Source organism: Xanthobacter sp. DMC12 (assembly GCF_056314105.1).
Window position 1 is genome coordinate 803418 of sequence record NZ_JBQUYZ010000001.1, and the last position, 15943, is coordinate 819360.

Sequence of the window (15943 nt, forward strand, 5' to 3'; positions counted from 1 at the left end):
CCGCCCGGCTGATGATATCTCAGCCGGGCGGCGAAGTATTACCCAAGGTTAAGCAGTGGCCCCGGCGACAGTCAGCCGGCGGCGGGCACCAGGAAGCGGTCGGCTTCGGCGCGGGTGGCGACGATCTCGGTCAGTTCGCCGACGCCGGTGGTGAGCAGCACGCGCTCCACCTGCGGATCGCAGTTGAACAGCACCAGCGTGCCGCCGCGCTTATGCAGGGACTTGGCATTGGCGAGGATGAGGCGGATGCCGATGGAGGCGAGGAAGGTCACGCCCGCCATGTCCACCAGGGCCACATGGGCGTGGCTCACCAGGGCGCTGAAAACGGTCTCGATTTCCGCCGCGCCGGCGATATCCATGCGGCCGGCGAGGGAAATGACGATCTGCCCGGGTTCGAGCGGAGTGGAGTCGAGCTTCATGGCGGTCCGCCGTGGTTCGCTGAGGCGTGCGCCCGGAACCGGTGTGGTTCCGGGCTATCTGGCTCCTCTTCCCACCCGGCCTTTACAGTTTTGTGACAGCGCGGCCGGCCGGCCCGCCTGCCCCGGCGCCGATGGGCGGAACGGTCAGCCGAGGGCGGCGAGGCGGGTGTCCAGCCCCTCTCCTTCCGGCAGGCCCGCCACCTCCTCCACCGCGAGGACGCCCGCCGCGAGATGGCGCACCATGAGGAAGAAGCAGCCGGCGCGCCCCTCGCTCTTCGCCAGCGTGTCGGTCCACAGCCGGTCGAAGGTGTCCAGCACGGGACCGAGCGGCTCAACGGGCAGTTGCTGGCCGGAATAGCGCGGGAACTTGTTGGTCAATTTCTTCCAGTCGTCCTTGAGCGCATCGCGCAGAACCGGGTCGGCGGTGAGGCGCGCATCGCGCCCGCCGCGCTCGTAGGTGGCACGGGTTTCCATGAGGGAGAGCAGCAGCGCGTTGGCCCGGCTGCGCAGGAGGGGCCGCAGGCGCTCCACGAACAGCTTGCGCAGCGCGTCCACATGTTCGGGATCGGCGAGGCCGACCTCGTGTCCGGCCACGCCGGGGCCGGGGGCGAATTTGGCCGTTGCCGCGTCATAGCCCTCGGCCACCCAATCCGCGGCCGGCCGGGAGGTGAAAAGCAGGATAACGCCGGGCGGGATGGCGGCAGGGCCGGGGAGCAGGGCGAGGGCCGCCGCGTCGGCGGCTTCCAGCCCGTCGATGCAGACGAGGAGGCGCTTCGCCCCCTGCCCCGCCGCGGCTCCCGCGAGGGCCGCGAGCCAGCCGGCGAAGGCGTCCGCGCTGCCGGATGCGCCCGCGGGGTCCGGCGCGGCAATGGCGAATTCCGCCTCGAACGCCGCCTTCAGCGCCCCGACCAGCGCCTCGGGACCAGCTGGCCCCGCGAGGGCCACGGCGATGGCCCGGGCGCCGCTGGAAATGGCGCTGTCGATCCCTTCGGGGCTGCCGTCTTTGCCCGTGCGCCGGGCGACGATGCCGCGCACGAACTGGGTCTTGCCGGCGCCGGCCGGCATGCGGAGCCAGTAGGCCCCGCGGTCGTTGCTGACGAGGAAGGAGCGGAACGGGGTCCGCAGATAGGCGGGGGAGACGTAGTCCGCATCGGCATCAAGGGAGAGCGCGAACGGCTGTGCAGACGGCTTGGCGGTCATGGGGAGGCTCCGGGGCGAGAGCATGGATCGCCTTCCGGCCGCTCTCGGTCCCGGCGGATTTCGGCCAACAATCCAGACAGGCAGACCCCAAGCATTTAACGTGCCCCGGCCGCATCGCCGGGGCCGCCCTGCCGCTTGCCTGCCCGCCTTCGCCTCAGCCCTTGCGTTCGCCGGCGCTGAAATTGCTGGTGTGGCCTTCCTTCGTCGCCTGGGCGCGCCAGGCCTTGGCCACGGCCTTCAGCTTCTGGTCGGGCGCGATGCGCGACACCATCTGCTCCGGCCGGGTGCTGCCGCACGCGGGGCAGACGGGCGTGTCGGACGCCGAGATGAGGAGTTCGAACTCCTTGTCGCAATCGGGACAATGGAAATTGTAGAGCGGCACGACGAGCCTCCTGTCCTGTTCCGGGGGCACGTCCGCGCTTCCGGCGCAAGCCCTTGAAGGGACACGCGCAAGCCGCTGCCGACGTGCTGCGGCGCCGCGCTGCCGCCGTCGCCCGGAGCGTGCGCCACCTTCCCCCAAGCAGGAAGTGGGCCAGACGGCGGTGAGGCGCTCAGCCCACCGTCTCGATGCCGAGCACCTTCTCCAGCACCCCGGCGGGGTCTTCATCCCGCATCAGGGCCGTGCCCATGAGGAGCGCCTTGGCGCCCGCCGCGCCGAGCCGCGCGCGATCCTCGGCGGTGCCCAGGCCGCCTTCCGCCACCACGAACGCCTTCTCCGGCGGGATGAGCGGGATCAGCGCTTCGCAGGTGCCCGGCACCAGTTCGAAGGTGTGGATGTTGCGGTTGGTGACACAGATGAAATCCGCCCCCGCCGCCAGCGCCGTTTCCACGTCCTGCGGGGTATGGACCTGCACCAGCACGTCGAGGGCGATGGAGGATGCGCGCTCGCGATAGGCGGCCAGATCCGGCCCCAGCAGGGCCGCCGAGAGCATCACCGCATCCGCCCCGGCGAGGCGCGCCTCAAGGATCTGGTAGACGTCGTAGATGATGTCCTGGGCGAGGATGGTGAGGTCCACCGCCCCGCGCACGGTGGCAAGGTCGGAATAGGAGCCGCGGAAGGCCTGCCGCTCCACCGCCACCGAGAGCGCCGCCGCGCCCACCGCCTCGAAATCCTCGGCCAGCGCCTTGTAGGGCACCATGGTCTTCAACGCCGGCTCGAACGGCGAACCGCCCTTGAGTTCGCAGACGATGCCGGGCGTGCCGGTGGCGCGGAAGGCGGCGGCGAGCGCGCCGTGGAAGCCGCGCGTCATGGGCATCTCGCCCACCTTGCCCTGGATCTGGCCCAGCGAGCGGCGGGCCTTGGCCTTGCCGAGCTGGTCGCGGCGCTGGAGGAGGAAGGGCTTCAGCCGGCTGTTTTCGGGCAGGATCATGAAAGAACGTCCAAAGGCAAAGGAGGCGCGCAAGCGAACGGAGCCAAACGCTCCCGATGAATAAGCACCTCCAGCTTCACAGATTTCGCGCCGTTTGGCCATGCCGCTTTCGCGCCGCGGCATTGGGGAGCGTGGCTTTGGCGCTTCCCTATTGCGCCGCAACGCGCGATGATCCGCCCATTCTTAGCCGATCGAGTTTTTGAAGATGTTCACGCGCGTCTGCAAAGCGGAAACCGTTGCCGAAGGCGGCATGCGGCTGGTGATCGCCGACAGCCACCTCATCGTCCTCGCCTGGCCCGACAATGGGGAGATCCGCGCCTTCCAGGGCGTCTGTCCCCATTCCAACACGCCGCTCAACGAGGCGGAGTTCGACGGGACCGTCCTCACCTGCCCGCTCCACCACTGGACCTGGGACCTGAATTCCGGCGCCCCCGTCGAACCGCAGGAAAGCGCGCTCGCGGAATATCCGGTGAAGGTGGAGGATGGCGTCGTCTATATCGACACGGAAGGCATAGAGCCCCTGTTCGCCGCGCCCTGAGAGCGCCGCAGCCGATCCGCATGATGAGTCGAGGCGCTGTGCGCGGTTGAAGCCGGCGCGCGGCCACAGCCGGAGTTCGACCCGTGACAGATGAGACCGAAGCCCAGACCGCCATCATCGTCGGCGCCGGCAAGGGGCTGTCCGCCGCCCTCGCCCGCCGGCTCGCCCGCGAGGGGTTCCGCATCGCTCTGGTGGCGCGCGACGTGGACAAGCTCGCCCCGCTCGTCGCCGAGACCGGCGCCCGCGCCTACGCCGCCGACGCCCAGAACCCGGTCGCCATCGAGGGCGTGTTCGCCGAGGTGGACAAGGCGTTCGGCCCGCCCGACCTCGTGGTGTTCAACGCCGCCATGCGCTATCGCGGGCCGGTGGAAGTGCTCGATCCGGCCGACGTGATGGATGCCTATGCCGTCGGTGCCTTCGCCGGCTTCCTCACCGCCCAGGCGGCGGCGCGGCGCATGCTGGCGCGGGGCAAGGGCTCGCTCTTCTTCACCGGCGCCACCGCCAGCGTGAAGGCCATGCCCCATTCGGTGCCGTTCGCCATGGCCAAGTTCGCTTTGCGCGCGCTGGCGCAAGGCCTCGCGCGGGAGCTGGGCCCGCGCGGCATCCATGTGGCGCACTTCATCCTCGACGGCGGCATCGCCTCGTCCTGGGCGACGGCGGGCGAGCCGGGGCCGGCGGACAAGTGGCTCGACCCCGACGCCATCGCCGAGACCTATCTGTCCATCCACCGCCAGCACCGCTCGGCCTGGACATCGGAGCTGGAGCTTCGGCCGTGGGTGGAGAAGTTCTGAGGCGCGTTGTCGCGACGGGTCGGCGTTAAGCCTGCCGCCGCCCGTGCATTGTGGCGGGCGGGGCGGCGTGCCATCTTCCGGTCCCAACGACGGGAGGATTTCGTGCCGCATTCCATGGTCAACGGCCGCCAGATCAAGGCCGGCCGCGCCCTGCTCGGCTGGTCGCGCAAAGATCTGGCCGAGCGCGCGGGCGTGACCGCCGACACCGTGAAGGTGGTCGAGCAGGATGACGTCACGCTGGACGCCCTCGCCTCCACACGCGCGCGCCTGTGCGCCACGCTGTCGGGGGAAGGCGTCAACTTCCTCAACGGCGGCGGCATGGGCGTGGAGATCGTCCCCCGCGACGAGGGCATCCGCGCCGAAGACCTCAACGCCTCCAACGACGACTGACGAGACCCATGATCCTGCACAATTTCGCCGCCCGCCACTGGATCATCGTGGCCATCATCCTCGTCATCGCAACGCTGGCGTATCTCGGCAGCTGGTCGTGACGCCGACGTCGTGGTCCGGCTTGACCGGACCACCCATGGCGCCGTTTGCACTGGCCGCGGCAGGCTGAGCCCCGCGGAGGGATGGGCCCTCCGGTCAAGCCGGAGGGCGACAGCAAAGATGGCGGCTAAGTCCCCCTCCCCTCACCCCACCAGCAGCAGCGCAAAGCCGTCGTAGCCCTTCGCGCCCACCGTCTGCACCGCCGTGGCGGTGAGGCGCGGGTCGGCGCCGGCCATGTCGTAGGTGCGGCGGATGCCGATGACGGAGGCGTCCGCGCTCTGCGCGTCCAGCACCTGCCCACCGCGCACCACGTTGTCGCAGACGATCAGCGTGCCCGGCCGCGACAGGCGCAGCGCCCAGTCGAGATAGGCGGGATTGCTGGGCTTGTCGGCGTCGATGAAGATCAGGTCGAACGGCCCCGCGCCTTCCTTCTCCAGCAGCGGCAGCGTCTCGATGGCCGGGGCGAGGCGCAGGTCGATGCGATCGGCGAGGCCCGCGCGGGCAAAGTTGGCGCGCGCGACCTCGGCGTGGAGGGCGACCGCCTCCAGAGTCACGACTTTGCCGCCGTCGGGCAGGGCGCGGGCGAGGAAAATGGTGCTGTAGCCGCCCAGCGTGCCGATCTCGAGGATGCGCCTGGCGCCCATCATGCGGGCGAAGATGTGCAGCATCTGGCCCTGCGGCAGGGAGACGCTGATGGCCGGAAGGCCGGCCTTCTCGCACGCCGCCTGCACATCGTCGAGCACCGGGTCCGCCGGCACCAGCTTCTCGCCGATGAAGTCGTCCATCTCGGTCCAGAGCGTCGCGTCCATTCCCGCCTCCGTCGCTGCAGTCGCGCGCAAGGAATACCGGCCGCGTGAAGGTTTTACGTCAGGCGGCGCTCATGCCGCCCGCTCAACCCTGGTCGCTCTCCCGCGCCGCGCGGATGGAGAGCACGGCATAGGCCACCACCAGCGCCAGCTCCACCAGCGTGAACAGCATCAGCCGCGTCATTCCGGCCGGCGCCCAGACGGCGAGAATCACCTGCGTCAGCGTCGCCAGCAGCCACAGCACCACGGCCCAGCCGGCGCGGAGCCACAGGCCGACTCCGGCGATGGGATCGATGATCGCCGCCCAGATGACCGCCGCCTGCGCCGCCATGGGCATGGCCTCGAAGCGGCTCGCCGCCCCGTCGCCGATGCCGAGGATGACCGCCCAGTGGATGATGCCTTCCAGCAGCAGGAAGGCGGCGACACCGCGCAGGAACAGGAACAGCCGCCGCCGCCAGGGCGAGAGATTCTCCCATTGGGCGCGGGCGCTGGCGTCGATGGGATCGTAATGACTCATGTGCCGGGGGCCAGAAGTTCCAGTTCGTCGGGTATGGGATCGAAATGCGCCGCGATAACGGCCGGGTCCACCTCCGCCAGGGTCGCCGGCTGCCATTGGGGCGCGTTGTCGCGATCGACGAGGACCGCGCGCACGCCTTCGTAGAAATCATGCCCCGCCGCGACGCGGTTCACCACCCGGAATTCCAGCTTGAGGCATTCGCCGAGGTCGAGAGCCGGCCCGCGCCGCATCTGCTCCATGGTGAGCGCGAGGCTGGTGGGTGACTTGCCCGCGATGTCTTTCAGGAGCGCGCTGGCGAATTCCGCATGGGTCCCCTCACCCTCCGCCGCCGCCTGCAGCGCGCCGAGGATGCCGGCAAGATGCCCCCGCCCGAAAGCGTCGGCGATGAAGTCCGCACGGTCAGCGAAGGCGCCGGGGCCGGGCTCGATGCGGTGGTCGGAAATGGTGCGCTCCACGTCGCCGCCGGCACACAGCGCCTCTTCCAGCGCCGGGAAGGCGGCGCTCGGCACCACGTCAGTGGCGAGGCCGCAGGCGAAGGCCTCCGCGGCGCGGATGCGCGTGCCGGTGAGCGCCAGGAACACGCCGAACGCACCGGGCAGGCGCGGCAGCACATGCGTACCGCCCACGTCCGGGAACAGGCCGATGTTCACTTCCGGCATGGCGAACAGATATTTGTCGCCCGCCACACGATGCGCGCCATGGGCCGAGAGGCCGAAGCCGCCGCCCATGCAGATGCCGTCGATCAGCGCCACATAAGGCTTGGGGAAGCTGCCGATATAGTCGTTGAGGACATATTCCTCACGCCAGAAGGCGAGCGATTCGGCGGTGTTGCCGGCGCGGCCGAGGTCGTAGAGGCTGCGCACGTCGCCGCCGGCGCAGAAGGCCTTTTCCCCGGCCGCCTTGATGACCACGCGGGTGACGGCCGGGTCCTGCGCCCATTGCCGCAGGCGCGGCAGGATCTCGCGCACCATGGAGAGGTTGAGCGCGTTGAGTGCCTTCGGCCGGTTGAGGGTGATGACACCAGCTTCGCCCTTCACCTCCAGCAGGACTTCAGGCTCCGTGGTCATTCACCCCTCCCCTTGCCGCCCCCGCCGCTGAGCGACGGTCGTTGCCGGCAGGGTTAGACGCGGCCGGAAGGAGCGTCAACGCGGGCCGGCGCACCTTGGCCGTGCGTCTGCGCACACGCAGAACGTGTTCGCGCGGGTGAACTTGCCGTGACGCTCCGCCGCGTCCCCTCGCGGGCGGCGGACCGGGGGTCTATAAGGACCGCTTGGCGCCCGTCCGCGGGCGGATCAAGAACGAGCGCATCATGCCCCTCTCCAAGCCCCGCCTGCATGCCATTTCCGAAGCCGAGGCCACCGCCAGCAGGCTCGGCCTCGTCCACCGCCCCCGGCGGAACCGGAAGACGGACTGGGCGCGCCGGCTGGTGCGCGAGGCGACGCTGACGGTGGACGACCTGATCTGGCCGATCTTCGTCATGAACGGCACCGCCACCCGCACCCCCATCCCCTCCATGCCCGGCGTCGAGCGCCTGACGGTGGACGAGGCGGTGCGCGCCGCCGAGAGCGCGGCGGAGCTGAAGATTCCGGCCCTCGCCATCTTCCCCTACATCGACCCCTCCCGCCGCGACCCCACCGGCAGCGAGGCGCTGAACGACAACAACCTCGTCTGCCAGACGCTCCGCGCCATCAAGGCCGAGATTCCCAACCTTGGCCTCATCACCGACGTGGCGCTCGACCCCTTCACCAGCCACGGCCATGACGGCCTGCTGGAGGACGGCCGCATTCTCAATGACGAGACGGTGGAACTGCTCGTGCGTCAGGCGCTGGTGCAGGCCGAGGCCGGCGCCGATGTCATCGCCCCCTCGGACATGATGGACGGCCGCGTCGGCGCCATCCGTGCCGGGCTCGACGCCCACGGCTTCGAGGACGTGCAGATCATGTCCTATGCCGCGAAATACGCCTCCGCCTTCTACGGCCCGTTCCGCGACGCCATCGGCACCGCCAAGACCCTCTCGGGCGACAAGCGCACCTACCAGATGGACCCCGGCAACGGGCTGGAAGCCATCCGCGAGGCCGCCCTTGATGTTGAGGAAGGCGCGGACATGCTGATGGTGAAGCCCGGCCTGCCCTATCTCGACATCGTATGGCGGTTGAAGGAGGCGTTCGGCCTGCCGACCTTCGCCTATCAGGTGTCCGGCGAGTACGCGATGATCGAGGGCGCCATCCGCAACGGCTGGGTGGACGGCGACCGCATCGTCCCGGAGAGCCTGCTCGCCTTCAAGCGTGCCGGCGCCGACGGCATCCTCACCTATTTCGCGCCGCGCGTGGCGCAGGCCCTGGCCGAACGGGGCTGAGGCCCCTCGCGGGAGAAGACTGATGACCGTGCCCGCGACGGCGCTGGACCACGACACCGAGAGAGACCTGCCCGTCACCCTGCCCGACGTGGAAGCGGCGTGGCCGCTCGTGCGCGCCTCCGTGCTGCGCACACCGACCCTCCGCGCGCCGCGCCTCTCCGCCTTCACCGGCGCCGATGTCTATGTGAAGTACGAGAACCTTCAGGCCACCGCCTCCTTCAAGGAGCGCGGCGCGCTGGTGAAGCTCTCGCGCCTCACGCCGGACGAAGCCCGGCGCGGGGCCGTCGCCATGTCGGCCGGCAACCATGCGCAGGCGGTGGCCTATCACGGCACGCGGCTCGGCATCTCCACCCTCATCGTGATGCCGGAGACGACGCCGCAGGTGAAGGTGGCCGCCACCGAGGCCTTCGGCGCCGAGGTGGTGCTGTTCGGCGAGACGGTGGCCGACGCCTATGAGGAGGCCGAGCGCATCTCCAGGGCGCAGGGCCGCGTCTTCGTCCATCCCTATGATGATGTGGATGTGATCGCCGGCCAGGGCTCGGTGGCGCTGGAGATGATCGAGGACGGGCCGGCCTTCGACGCCGTGCTGGTGCCCATCGGCGGCGGCGGGCTCATCGCCGGCATGGCGGTGGCCTTCGCCGGCCGCTCCCCCGCCACGCAGGTGGTGGGCGTCGAGACCCAGCTCTACCCCGCCATGTGGACCGCAATGACCGGCGAGGCCCGCCCCTGCGGGGGGCCGACGCTGGCGGAAGGCATCGCCGTGCGCAACGTGGGCGAGATCACTTCGCGCATCGTGCGGCGCCTCGTGCCCCATGTGGTGCTGGTGGACGAGACGGCGCTGGAGCGGGCGGTGAACGCCTTCCTCATGCATCAGAAGACTTTGGCCGAAGGCGCCGGCGCCGCGGGCCTTGCCGCCCTCATCGCCGAGCCGGAGCGCTTCCGGGGCAAGACGGTGGGCCTCCTCGTCTCAGGCGGCAACATCGACCCGCGCATGATCGCCGGCATCCTGCTGCGCGAACTGGAGCGGGAAGAGCGCATCGTCTCCTTCCGCCTGACCATCCTCGACCGGCCGGGCATGCTGGGCCGCATCGCCACCCTGCTCGGCAAGCTCGGCGCCAACATCCTCGAAGTCCACCACCGCCGCACCTTCCTCGACGTCCCCGCCAAGGGCACCCGCCTCGACCTCACGGTGGAGACGCGCGACCAGGCCCACGCGGAGCTGATCCAGAAGGCGCTGGAAGGCGAAGGGCTGCCGGTGCAGCGGCTGGGGGCGGGCGGAGCGGACTGGTAGGGCGAGGTTCTTCCGCCGCCCTGTCGGGCGAAGGCGCGTTCCGTAGGCTATTCACCGTCATGCCCGGGCTTGTCCCGGGTATCCACGTCGGGCCGATAGAACAAGGCGTCGGAAGGCATTCCCAGCCACACCACGTGGATGGCCGGGACAAGCCCGGCCATGACGCTGGCTCTTAGTCCCGCCGTTGGACGCATTGTCGTTCGTCGGGAACCCATCTCGCATCCCGGCCGACTGGAGCGGCAGCGGAAGGAGAGCCGGGATCCAGCGCAAAGACTCCTGCGCAGCGGGGCAATGCCCGAGAGCGCTGGAGTTAGGAAGCGCCTTCGGCGGTCCTTTGCGCTGGGCCCCGGATCAGCGCTCCGGCTTTGCCGTCGCTTGTCCGGGGCACCGGGGCGTGTCCTGCACGCCCTCTTTGCGCACTCCCTCAAGCCCGGCCGAACACCCGCTTGAAGATGTTGTCCACGTTCTTGAAGTGGTAGCCGAGGTCGAACTTCTCGTTGATGTCCTCCTCGGACAGGTACTTGCGCACGTCGGCGTCTTCCAGAAGGAAGGTGCGGAAGTCGCCCTCGCCGCGCCAGACGCGCATGGCGTTGCGCTGCACGAGGCGGTAGCTGTCCTCGCGGCTGGCGCCCTTCTGGGTGAGGGCGAGGAGGACGCGCTGGGAGTGGATGAGGCCACCCAGCTTGTCCATGTTCTTCTGCATGTTGTCGGTATGGACGACCAGCTTGTCCATCACGCCGGTGAGGCGCGACAAAGCGAAGTCCAGCGTCACCGTGGAATCGGGGCCGATCATGCGCTCGACGGAGGAGTGGGAGATGTCCCGCTCGTGCCACAGGGCGACGTTCTCCAGCGCCGGGGTCACATAGGCGCGCACCATGCGGGCGAGGCCGGTGAGGTTCTCGGTGAGAACCGGGTTGCGCTTGTGGGGCATGGCCGAGGAGCCCTTCTGCTCGGGGGAGAAATACTCCTCCGCCTCCAGCACCTCGGTGCGCTGGAGATGCCGCACCTCGGTGGCGAGCCGCTCCACCGACGAGGCCACCACGCCGAGCACGGCGAAGAACATGGCGTGCCGGTCGCGCGGGATGACCTGGGTGGAGACGGTCTCCACCTTCAGCCCCATCTTCTCCGCCACATGGGCCTCAACCGCCGGATCGATATGGGCGAAGGTGCCCACGGCGCCGGAGATGGCGCAGGTGGCGATCTCCTCCCGCGCCGCCACGAGGCGGGCGCGCGAGCGCTGGAACTCGGCGGCGGCGATGGCGAGCTTCACGCCGAAGGTGGTGGGCTCGGCATGGATGCCGTGGGAGCGGCCCACGGTGGGGGTGAGCTTGAACTCGAACGCCCGGCGCTCCAGCACCGCGAGCAGCTTGTCCACGTCGGCGATGAGCAGGTCCGCGGCGCGCGCGAGCTGCACGGCGAGGCAGGTGTCCAGCACGTCCGACGAGGTCATGCCCTGGTGGACGAAGCGCGCCTCCGGCCCCACGAACTCGGCGAGGTGGGTGAGGAAGGCGATGACGTCGTGCTTCACCTCGCGCTCGATGGCGTCGATGCGCTCCACGTCGAACTCGGCCTTGCCGCCCAGCTCCCAGATCTTGGCCGCAGCCTCCTTCGGCACGATGCCAAGCTCGGCCATGGCGTCGGCGGCATGGGCCTCGATCTCGAACCAGATGCGGAAGCGGGCCTCGGGGGACCAGATGGAGGCCATTTCCGGCCGGCTGTAACGCGGGATCATGGGTCGATGCTCGTCAAAATGTCAGGCAGGCGGCTCGTCTAGCAGATGACGGCGGCGGGGGGTAGCGGCGCGGGGAAAGCAGGAGCCTTGCAGCAGACATCGCAGGATGTATAAGTTCAAAAATACAACTATTTGGAGCAGCGCCATGGCTGAGGAGCCCCTGCGTTCGGCGAACATCCTTGCCAACACGCTCATTGAACGGATTCACTCCGATCCGGGTGCCGCCGAGGCCCTGAAGGCCGATCCTGCCCAGATCCTGAAGTTTGCGTCGTCGGCCGTCGCCACGTCGGACACCAACAAGGAGAAGATCGTTGGTGAATCCACGTTGGCGCTGGATACCAGTGTCTACCGCATTGTGGTGATCTCGCTCGGGGCCTGCGTCGTGGGCACCGTTTTCTCTATTCTCATCATAGCGATCATCACGGTGTCGCGGGTGGCCGATCCCAATTCCGTCACGATCAATATTCCGGATGGGCTGGTCGCGCTTGCCTCGGCGGCGGTCGGAGCGCTGGCGGGACTGCTGACCCCCGTTGGCCGGAACGCTGGAGGGGCAACGGCTCCGGCTTCGCTTCCCCCCGCCCCGCCGCCACCTCCGGCGCCCCCTTCGGAGCCCATTCCGGCTCAGCCTGTCGCGCCTGCTAACGCGGCTGCTCCAGTCACCCCGATCTGACCCGCCGAGCCAGCGGCAGCATCACCACCGGCAGGAGGTAAATCGGGAACTGCGCCGCCGCCACGTAAAGCCAGGTCTCGTGCGGCAGCACTGCACCCGTGGCGGCAATCACCACCGCCATGTTGCGGTGGCCGCCGCAGAAGCCGAGCATCATCGCATCGCCGGGATCGACGGCGCGGAAGACGAGCGCGGTCGCCCCGAAGCCCAGCAGGGAGACGAGGAAGGCCAGCGCCACCAGCCCCGCCATGAAGCCGGGCTGGTCGAGGAAGGCGTATGTCACCCCGTCCATCAGCCCCACCGCGAGGAGGCCGAGCAGCACCACGTTGAGCCCGTCGAGATGGGCGGAGATGGCCTCCACGCGCTTGAGGCCCATGAGCCGGCGGATGAGAAGGCCGGCGCCCATGGTCCCGCCCACCACCGCCGCGAGCCGCAGCGCCAGCGCGAGCGGATCGAGCGCCAGCGCCCCGCCGGAGAAATGGAACACCAGGCCCGGCGCGGTGAGCGGCGTCAGCGCCATGCCGCCCAGCATGGTCACCAGCACGAGCCGTGCATCGAGCCCCAGCAGCGCCGCGAAGGCCGGCGCGGACATGATGGGCGGCGCGGACGCCTGCATGATGAGGGCAAGGACGATGGCGTTGGGCTCGCCCAGAAGCCGCGTCGCCAACCCCATGACGAGCGGCAGCACCAGCATGACCCAGCCGCAGGCCAGCATTGCGATGCCCGCGCGGCGCGCGGTGAAGGCGCCGGCCATGGAGGTGCGCACGAAGGCCAGCACCAGCAGCGCGAGGATGGTCGGCACCACCAGCGGCTTCGCCAGCGCCGCGAAGGGCGGCAGCGCCAGCCCGATGAACACGCTCACCGCCACCGCCGGCGCGCTCCGCCGGCCGAGCCACGCGAGAAGGAAGCCGGGGCTCATGGGCGGGATCTTGCGGGGAAAAGAGGCATCGCGCGGGACACAAGGCTTTCTAGCCTCTGCCGGTATCCAAGGGAACCCTCGTCGGGCGCCTGCGAGCCGCCCTCGCGCCCCGGACGCATGCAGCGCAGCGGAATGCGAGCCGGGGCCCAGCGCAGCAGACCGCCGAAGGCGCTTCCTACCCCCAGCACTCTCGGGCTTTGCCCCGCTGCGCGGGAACTCTTGTGCTGGACCTCGGATCAGCGCTCCACCTTCGGTGTCGCTTGTCCGGGGAACGCCACTGGCGGCAGGCGCTTCTTCCGGGTAGCGTCCGGAGGAAACCGGAAACACCCATTGCCCAAGCCACCCACCAAGCGTCCCACCAAGCCGCCCACCCGCCATTCCAGCAAGGACGGCCACGCCGCCAAACCGTTGCGCGCGACCAAATCCCGCGCCGCGCGCAAGCAGGCGGCGGCCGCCCATGAGGCGGCGGCGCTCGCCGTTGCTCCGCTGGCGACGGGGGAGATGCCCACCAAGGCGCAGGTGCTGGCCTTCATCGCCTCCCAGAACGGCGAAGTGGGCAAGCGCGAGATCGCCCGCGCCTTCGGGCTGTCGGCGGCGCAGAAGGTGGAGCTGAAGCAGCTCCTGCGCGATCTCTCCGAGGAAGGCACCGTGAGCCGCGAGCGGCGGCGGCTGCATGTGCCGGGCGCCCTGCCGGCGGTGGTGCTGGCCGACATCGTGTCCCGCGACGGGGACGGCGAACTGGTCGCCATCCCCGTGGAGTGGGACTCGGAAGCCCAGGGCGAGGCGCCGCATATCCTCGTTCAGGTGCCGCGCCGCGCGTCCGGCCCGGCGCCGGGACTGTCGGACCGGGTGCTGCTGCGCATCGTGGAAGGCTCCATCGAGCACGCCATTCCGCACGTGGGCCGCGTCATCAAGGTGCTGGAGAAGGCCCGCAAGCAGACCATGGGCATCTTCCGCGCCGCCCCGCAGGGTGGCGGCGGACGCATCATCCCCATCGACAAGAAGCAGCTCGGGCGTGAATTGCAGGTGCCGCCCGGCGCCGAGCATGAGGCGGAAGACGGCGACCTCGTCACCGTCGAATTGATGCGCCAGCGCGTGTTCGGGCTGCCCACCGCGCGGGTGAAGGAGCGGCTGGGCTCGCTCAAGTCCGAAAAGGCGGTGAGCCTCATCGCCATCCACGCCCACGGCATCCCCAACGCCTTCCCGGACGTGGTGCTGAAGGAGGCCGAGGCCGCCAAGAAAATCACCGTGCGCGGCCGCGAGGACTGGCGCGACCTGCCCCTCGTCACCATCGACCCGCCCGACGCCAAGGACCATGACGACGCCGTGCATGCCATGGCCGATGAGGATGGCGGCTATATCGTCACCGTCGCCATCGCCGACGTCTCGGCCTATGTGCGGCCCGGCACGGCGCTGGATCGCGAGGCGCTGATACGCGGCAATTCGGTCTATTTCCCCGATCGCGTCGTGCCCATGCTGCCGGAGCGCATCTCCAACGATTTGTGCTCCCTGCGCCCGGACGAGGACCGGCCGGCGCTGGCGGTGCGTCTCGTCATCGGCCCGGATGGCAGGAAGCGCAGCCACAGCTTCCACCGCATCCTCATGCGCTCGGCCGGCAAGCTTGCCTATGCGCAGGCGCAGAACGCCATCGAGGGCCGCACCGACGACACCACCGATCCGCTGGTGGAGGGCGTGCTCAAGCCGCTCTATGCCGCCTACGCCTGCGTGAAGAAGGCGCGCGACGCCCGCCAGCCCCTCGATCTCGACCTGCCCGAGCGCAAGATCATCCTGAAGCCGGACGGCACGGTGGACCGGGTGATCGTGCCCGAGCGGCTCGACGCCCACCGGCTGATCGAGGAGTTCATGATCCTCGCCAACGTCGCCGCCGCCGAGACGCTGGAGGAGAAGAAGACCCCCCTCATCTACCGCGTCCATGACGGCCCGACGCTGGCCAAGCTCTCGGCCCTGCGCGACTTTCTGAAGACGCTGGACATCGGCCTGCCGAAGACCGACCAGGTGCGCCCTTCCCACTTCAACCGCATCCTGGACGAGGTGAAGGACACGGACGCCGCCCCGCTGGTCAACCAGGTCATCCTGCGCAGCCAGAGCCAGGCGGAGTACGCCTCCGAGAATTACGGCCATTTCGGCCTGAACCTGCGGCGCTACGCGCATTTCACCTCGCCCATCCGGCGCTATGCGGACCTCATCGTCCATCGCGGCCTCGTGCGGGCGCTGGGCGTGGGCAAGGACGGCCTGCCGGACGATGCCACCGTCGAAAGCCTCGGCGAGGTGGCGGCGGCGATTTCCGTTACCGAACGCCGCGCCATGGCGGCGGAGCGGGAGACGGTGGACCGGCTCATCGCCCATCATCTGGCGGATCAGATCGGCGCGACCTTCAACGCCCGCATCACCGGGGCGACCAAGGCGGGACTCTTCGTCGCGCTCGACATCACCGGGGCGGACGGCTTCATTCCCGCCTCAACCCTGGGCCAGGACTATTACCGTTACGACGAAGTGCGGCAGGCGCTGGTGGGAGACCGCACCGGCGAAATGCACCGCATCGGCGACCGGGTGGAGGTCAAGCTGGTGGAGGCGGCGCCGGTGGCGGGCGCGCTCCGGTTTGAGCTTCTGAGCGAAGGCTCCTATGTAAAGGGTCCGCGCGGCGGCCCGCAGCGCCGCGGCGCGCCGTCCGGTTTCGCTGGCCGGCCGGGCAAATCAATGCCGGGACGGGCGAAAACGGGTAAGGCGGGTTCCGGGTCAAGCCCCGGCAAGGCCAAGCCCGGACGCGGCAGGCGCTGAGGCGTCCGGCGGCAAGACATTGGAGAAGCGCGCTCCTCAGGAGCGACCG

At 69.6% G+C, this 15943-nt stretch carries 16 protein-coding genes; 7 read left to right on the forward strand and 9 right to left on the reverse strand.

Going from position 1 to position 15943, the window contains the following annotated elements; all coding sequences use genetic code 11:
* Positions 1–71 precede the first annotated feature (71 nt).
* From ACT535_RS03680 to ACT535_RS03695, 4 genes are all read right to left on the reverse strand, one after another.
* Positions 72–419 (reverse strand): STAS domain-containing protein, encoded by a 348-nt coding sequence (locus ACT535_RS03680; RefSeq protein ID WP_476363396.1) that lies wholly within the window; start codon positions 417–419, stop codon positions 72–74.
* 144 nt (positions 420–563) lie between these two features.
* The gene (locus tag ACT535_RS03685) at positions 564–1619 is read right to left on the reverse strand and encodes a hypothetical protein (RefSeq protein ID WP_476363397.1); all 1056 of its coding nucleotides are present in this window, start codon (positions 1617–1619) and stop codon (positions 564–566) included.
* A 154-nt stretch (positions 1620–1773) separates the two neighbouring features.
* Complete coding sequence (locus ACT535_RS03690; protein WP_476363398.1) at positions 1774–2031, reverse strand: FmdB family zinc ribbon protein; 258 nt, start codon at positions 2029–2031, stop codon at positions 1774–1776.
* 139 nt (positions 2032–2170) lie between these two features.
* The gene (locus ACT535_RS03695; RefSeq protein ID WP_168458019.1) at positions 2171–2989 is read right to left on the reverse strand and encodes an indole-3-glycerol-phosphate synthase; all 819 of its coding nucleotides are present in this window, start codon (positions 2987–2989) and stop codon (positions 2171–2173) included.
* A gap of 205 nt (positions 2990–3194) precedes the next feature.
* Here ACT535_RS03695 and ACT535_RS03700 point away from each other — a divergent pair, with 205 nt between their 5' ends.
* From ACT535_RS03700 to ACT535_RS03710, 3 genes are all read left to right on the forward strand, one after another.
* On the forward strand, positions 3195–3527 hold the full coding sequence (locus tag ACT535_RS03700; RefSeq protein WP_024278800.1) for a monooxygenase system ferredoxin subunit: 333 nt from the start codon (positions 3195–3197) through the stop codon (positions 3525–3527).
* Between the two features lie 83 nt (positions 3528–3610).
* Positions 3611–4318 carry an SDR family NAD(P)-dependent oxidoreductase gene (locus ACT535_RS03705; RefSeq protein WP_168458020.1) on the forward strand — a complete coding sequence of 236 codons (708 nt, stop codon included), beginning with the start codon at positions 3611–3613 and terminating at the stop codon, positions 4316–4318.
* Between the two features lie 102 nt (positions 4319–4420).
* On the forward strand, positions 4421–4708 hold the full coding sequence (locus ACT535_RS03710) for a helix-turn-helix domain-containing protein (protein WP_476363399.1): 288 nt from the start codon (positions 4421–4423) through the stop codon (positions 4706–4708).
* Between the two features lie 242 nt (positions 4709–4950).
* Here the strand turns inward: ACT535_RS03710 and ACT535_RS03715 are convergent, their stop codons facing one another.
* From ACT535_RS03715 to ACT535_RS03725, 3 genes are all read right to left on the reverse strand, one after another.
* Complete coding sequence (locus ACT535_RS03715) at positions 4951–5616, reverse strand: O-methyltransferase (protein WP_168458022.1); 666 nt, start codon at positions 5614–5616, stop codon at positions 4951–4953.
* An 82-nt stretch (positions 5617–5698) separates the two neighbouring features.
* Entirely contained in the window at positions 5699–6130 is a 432-nt protein-coding gene (locus ACT535_RS03720) for a DUF6163 family protein (RefSeq protein WP_168458023.1), read from the reverse strand.
* Positions 6127–7197, reverse strand: a complete 1071-nt coding sequence (locus ACT535_RS03725; protein WP_476363400.1) for an enoyl-CoA hydratase/isomerase family protein — start codon at positions 7195–7197, stop codon at positions 6127–6129. The genes ACT535_RS03720 and ACT535_RS03725 overlap by 4 nt, the downstream gene beginning before the upstream one ends.
* A gap of 242 nt (positions 7198–7439) precedes the next feature.
* Here ACT535_RS03725 and hemB point away from each other — a divergent pair, with 242 nt between their 5' ends.
* Together hemB and ACT535_RS03735 are read left to right on the forward strand one after the other, a co-directional pair.
* Positions 7440–8486, forward strand: coding sequence for a porphobilinogen synthase (gene hemB / locus ACT535_RS03730; RefSeq protein WP_476363401.1), 1047 nt, complete (start codon positions 7440–7442; stop codon positions 8484–8486).
* Between the two features lie 22 nt (positions 8487–8508).
* Positions 8509–9777 carry a threonine ammonia-lyase gene (locus ACT535_RS03735; protein WP_476363402.1) on the forward strand — a complete coding sequence of 423 codons (1269 nt, stop codon included), beginning with the start codon at positions 8509–8511 and terminating at the stop codon, positions 9775–9777.
* 424 nt (positions 9778–10201) lie between these two features.
* On the opposite strand, the gene purB is transcribed toward ACT535_RS03735, so the two are convergent.
* Positions 10202–11509, reverse strand: coding sequence for an adenylosuccinate lyase (gene purB / locus ACT535_RS03740; RefSeq protein WP_029558729.1), 1308 nt, complete (start codon positions 11507–11509; stop codon positions 10202–10204).
* Between the two features lie 145 nt (positions 11510–11654).
* Here purB and ACT535_RS03745 point away from each other — a divergent pair, with 145 nt between their 5' ends.
* Complete coding sequence (locus ACT535_RS03745) at positions 11655–12179, forward strand: hypothetical protein (RefSeq protein ID WP_210254383.1); 525 nt, start codon at positions 11655–11657, stop codon at positions 12177–12179.
* On the opposite strand, the gene ACT535_RS03750 is transcribed toward ACT535_RS03745, so the two are convergent.
* Positions 12166–13095 carry a hypothetical protein gene (locus ACT535_RS03750; protein WP_476363403.1) on the reverse strand — a complete coding sequence of 310 codons (930 nt, stop codon included), beginning with the start codon at positions 13093–13095 and terminating at the stop codon, positions 12166–12168. The two genes, ACT535_RS03745 and ACT535_RS03750, sit on opposite strands and share 14 nt — an antisense overlap.
* A gap of 501 nt (positions 13096–13596) precedes the next feature.
* Here ACT535_RS03750 and rnr point away from each other — a divergent pair.
* Positions 13597–15894 carry a ribonuclease R gene (gene rnr / locus ACT535_RS03755; protein WP_476363986.1) on the forward strand — a complete coding sequence of 766 codons (2298 nt, stop codon included), beginning with the start codon at positions 13597–13599 and terminating at the stop codon, positions 15892–15894.
* Positions 15895–15943: the final 49 nt, after the last annotated feature.

Excerpts from the sequence above, each read along its gene's own strand:
- ACT535_RS03680 (WP_476363396.1), bottom strand. The coding sequence starts at position 419 with ATGAAGCTCGACTCCACTCCGCTCGAACCCGGGCAGATCGTCATTTCC.
- ACT535_RS03685 (WP_476363397.1), bottom strand. The coding sequence starts at position 1,619 with ATGACCGCCAAGCCGTCTGCACAGCCGTTCGCGCTCTCCCTTGATGCC.
- ACT535_RS03695 (WP_168458019.1), bottom strand. The coding sequence starts at position 2,989 with ATGATCCTGCCCGAAAACAGCCGGCTGAAGCCCTTCCTCCTCCAGCGC.
- ACT535_RS03700 (WP_024278800.1), top strand. The coding sequence starts at position 3,195 with ATGTTCACGCGCGTCTGCAAAGCGGAAACCGTTGCCGAAGGCGGCATG.
- ACT535_RS03715 (WP_168458022.1), bottom strand. The coding sequence starts at position 5,616 with ATGGACGCGACGCTCTGGACCGAGATGGACGACTTCATCGGCGAGAAG.
- ACT535_RS03720 (WP_168458023.1), bottom strand. The coding sequence starts at position 6,130 with ATGAGTCATTACGATCCCATCGACGCCAGCGCCCGCGCCCAATGGGAG.
- ACT535_RS03725 (WP_476363400.1), bottom strand. The coding sequence starts at position 7,197 with ATGACCACGGAGCCTGAAGTCCTGCTGGAGGTGAAGGGCGAAGCTGGT.
- hemB (WP_476363401.1), top strand. The coding sequence starts at position 7,440 with ATGCCCCTCTCCAAGCCCCGCCTGCATGCCATTTCCGAAGCCGAGGCC.
- ACT535_RS03735 (WP_476363402.1), top strand. The coding sequence starts at position 8,509 with ATGACCGTGCCCGCGACGGCGCTGGACCACGACACCGAGAGAGACCTG.
- purB (WP_029558729.1), bottom strand. The coding sequence starts at position 11,509 with ATGATCCCGCGTTACAGCCGGCCGGAAATGGCCTCCATCTGGTCCCCC.
- ACT535_RS03745 (WP_210254383.1), top strand. The coding sequence starts at position 11,655 with ATGGCTGAGGAGCCCCTGCGTTCGGCGAACATCCTTGCCAACACGCTC.
- ACT535_RS03750 (WP_476363403.1), bottom strand. The coding sequence starts at position 13,095 with ATGAGCCCCGGCTTCCTTCTCGCGTGGCTCGGCCGGCGGAGCGCGCCG.
- rnr (WP_476363986.1), top strand. The coding sequence starts at position 13,597 with ATGCCCACCAAGGCGCAGGTGCTGGCCTTCATCGCCTCCCAGAACGGC.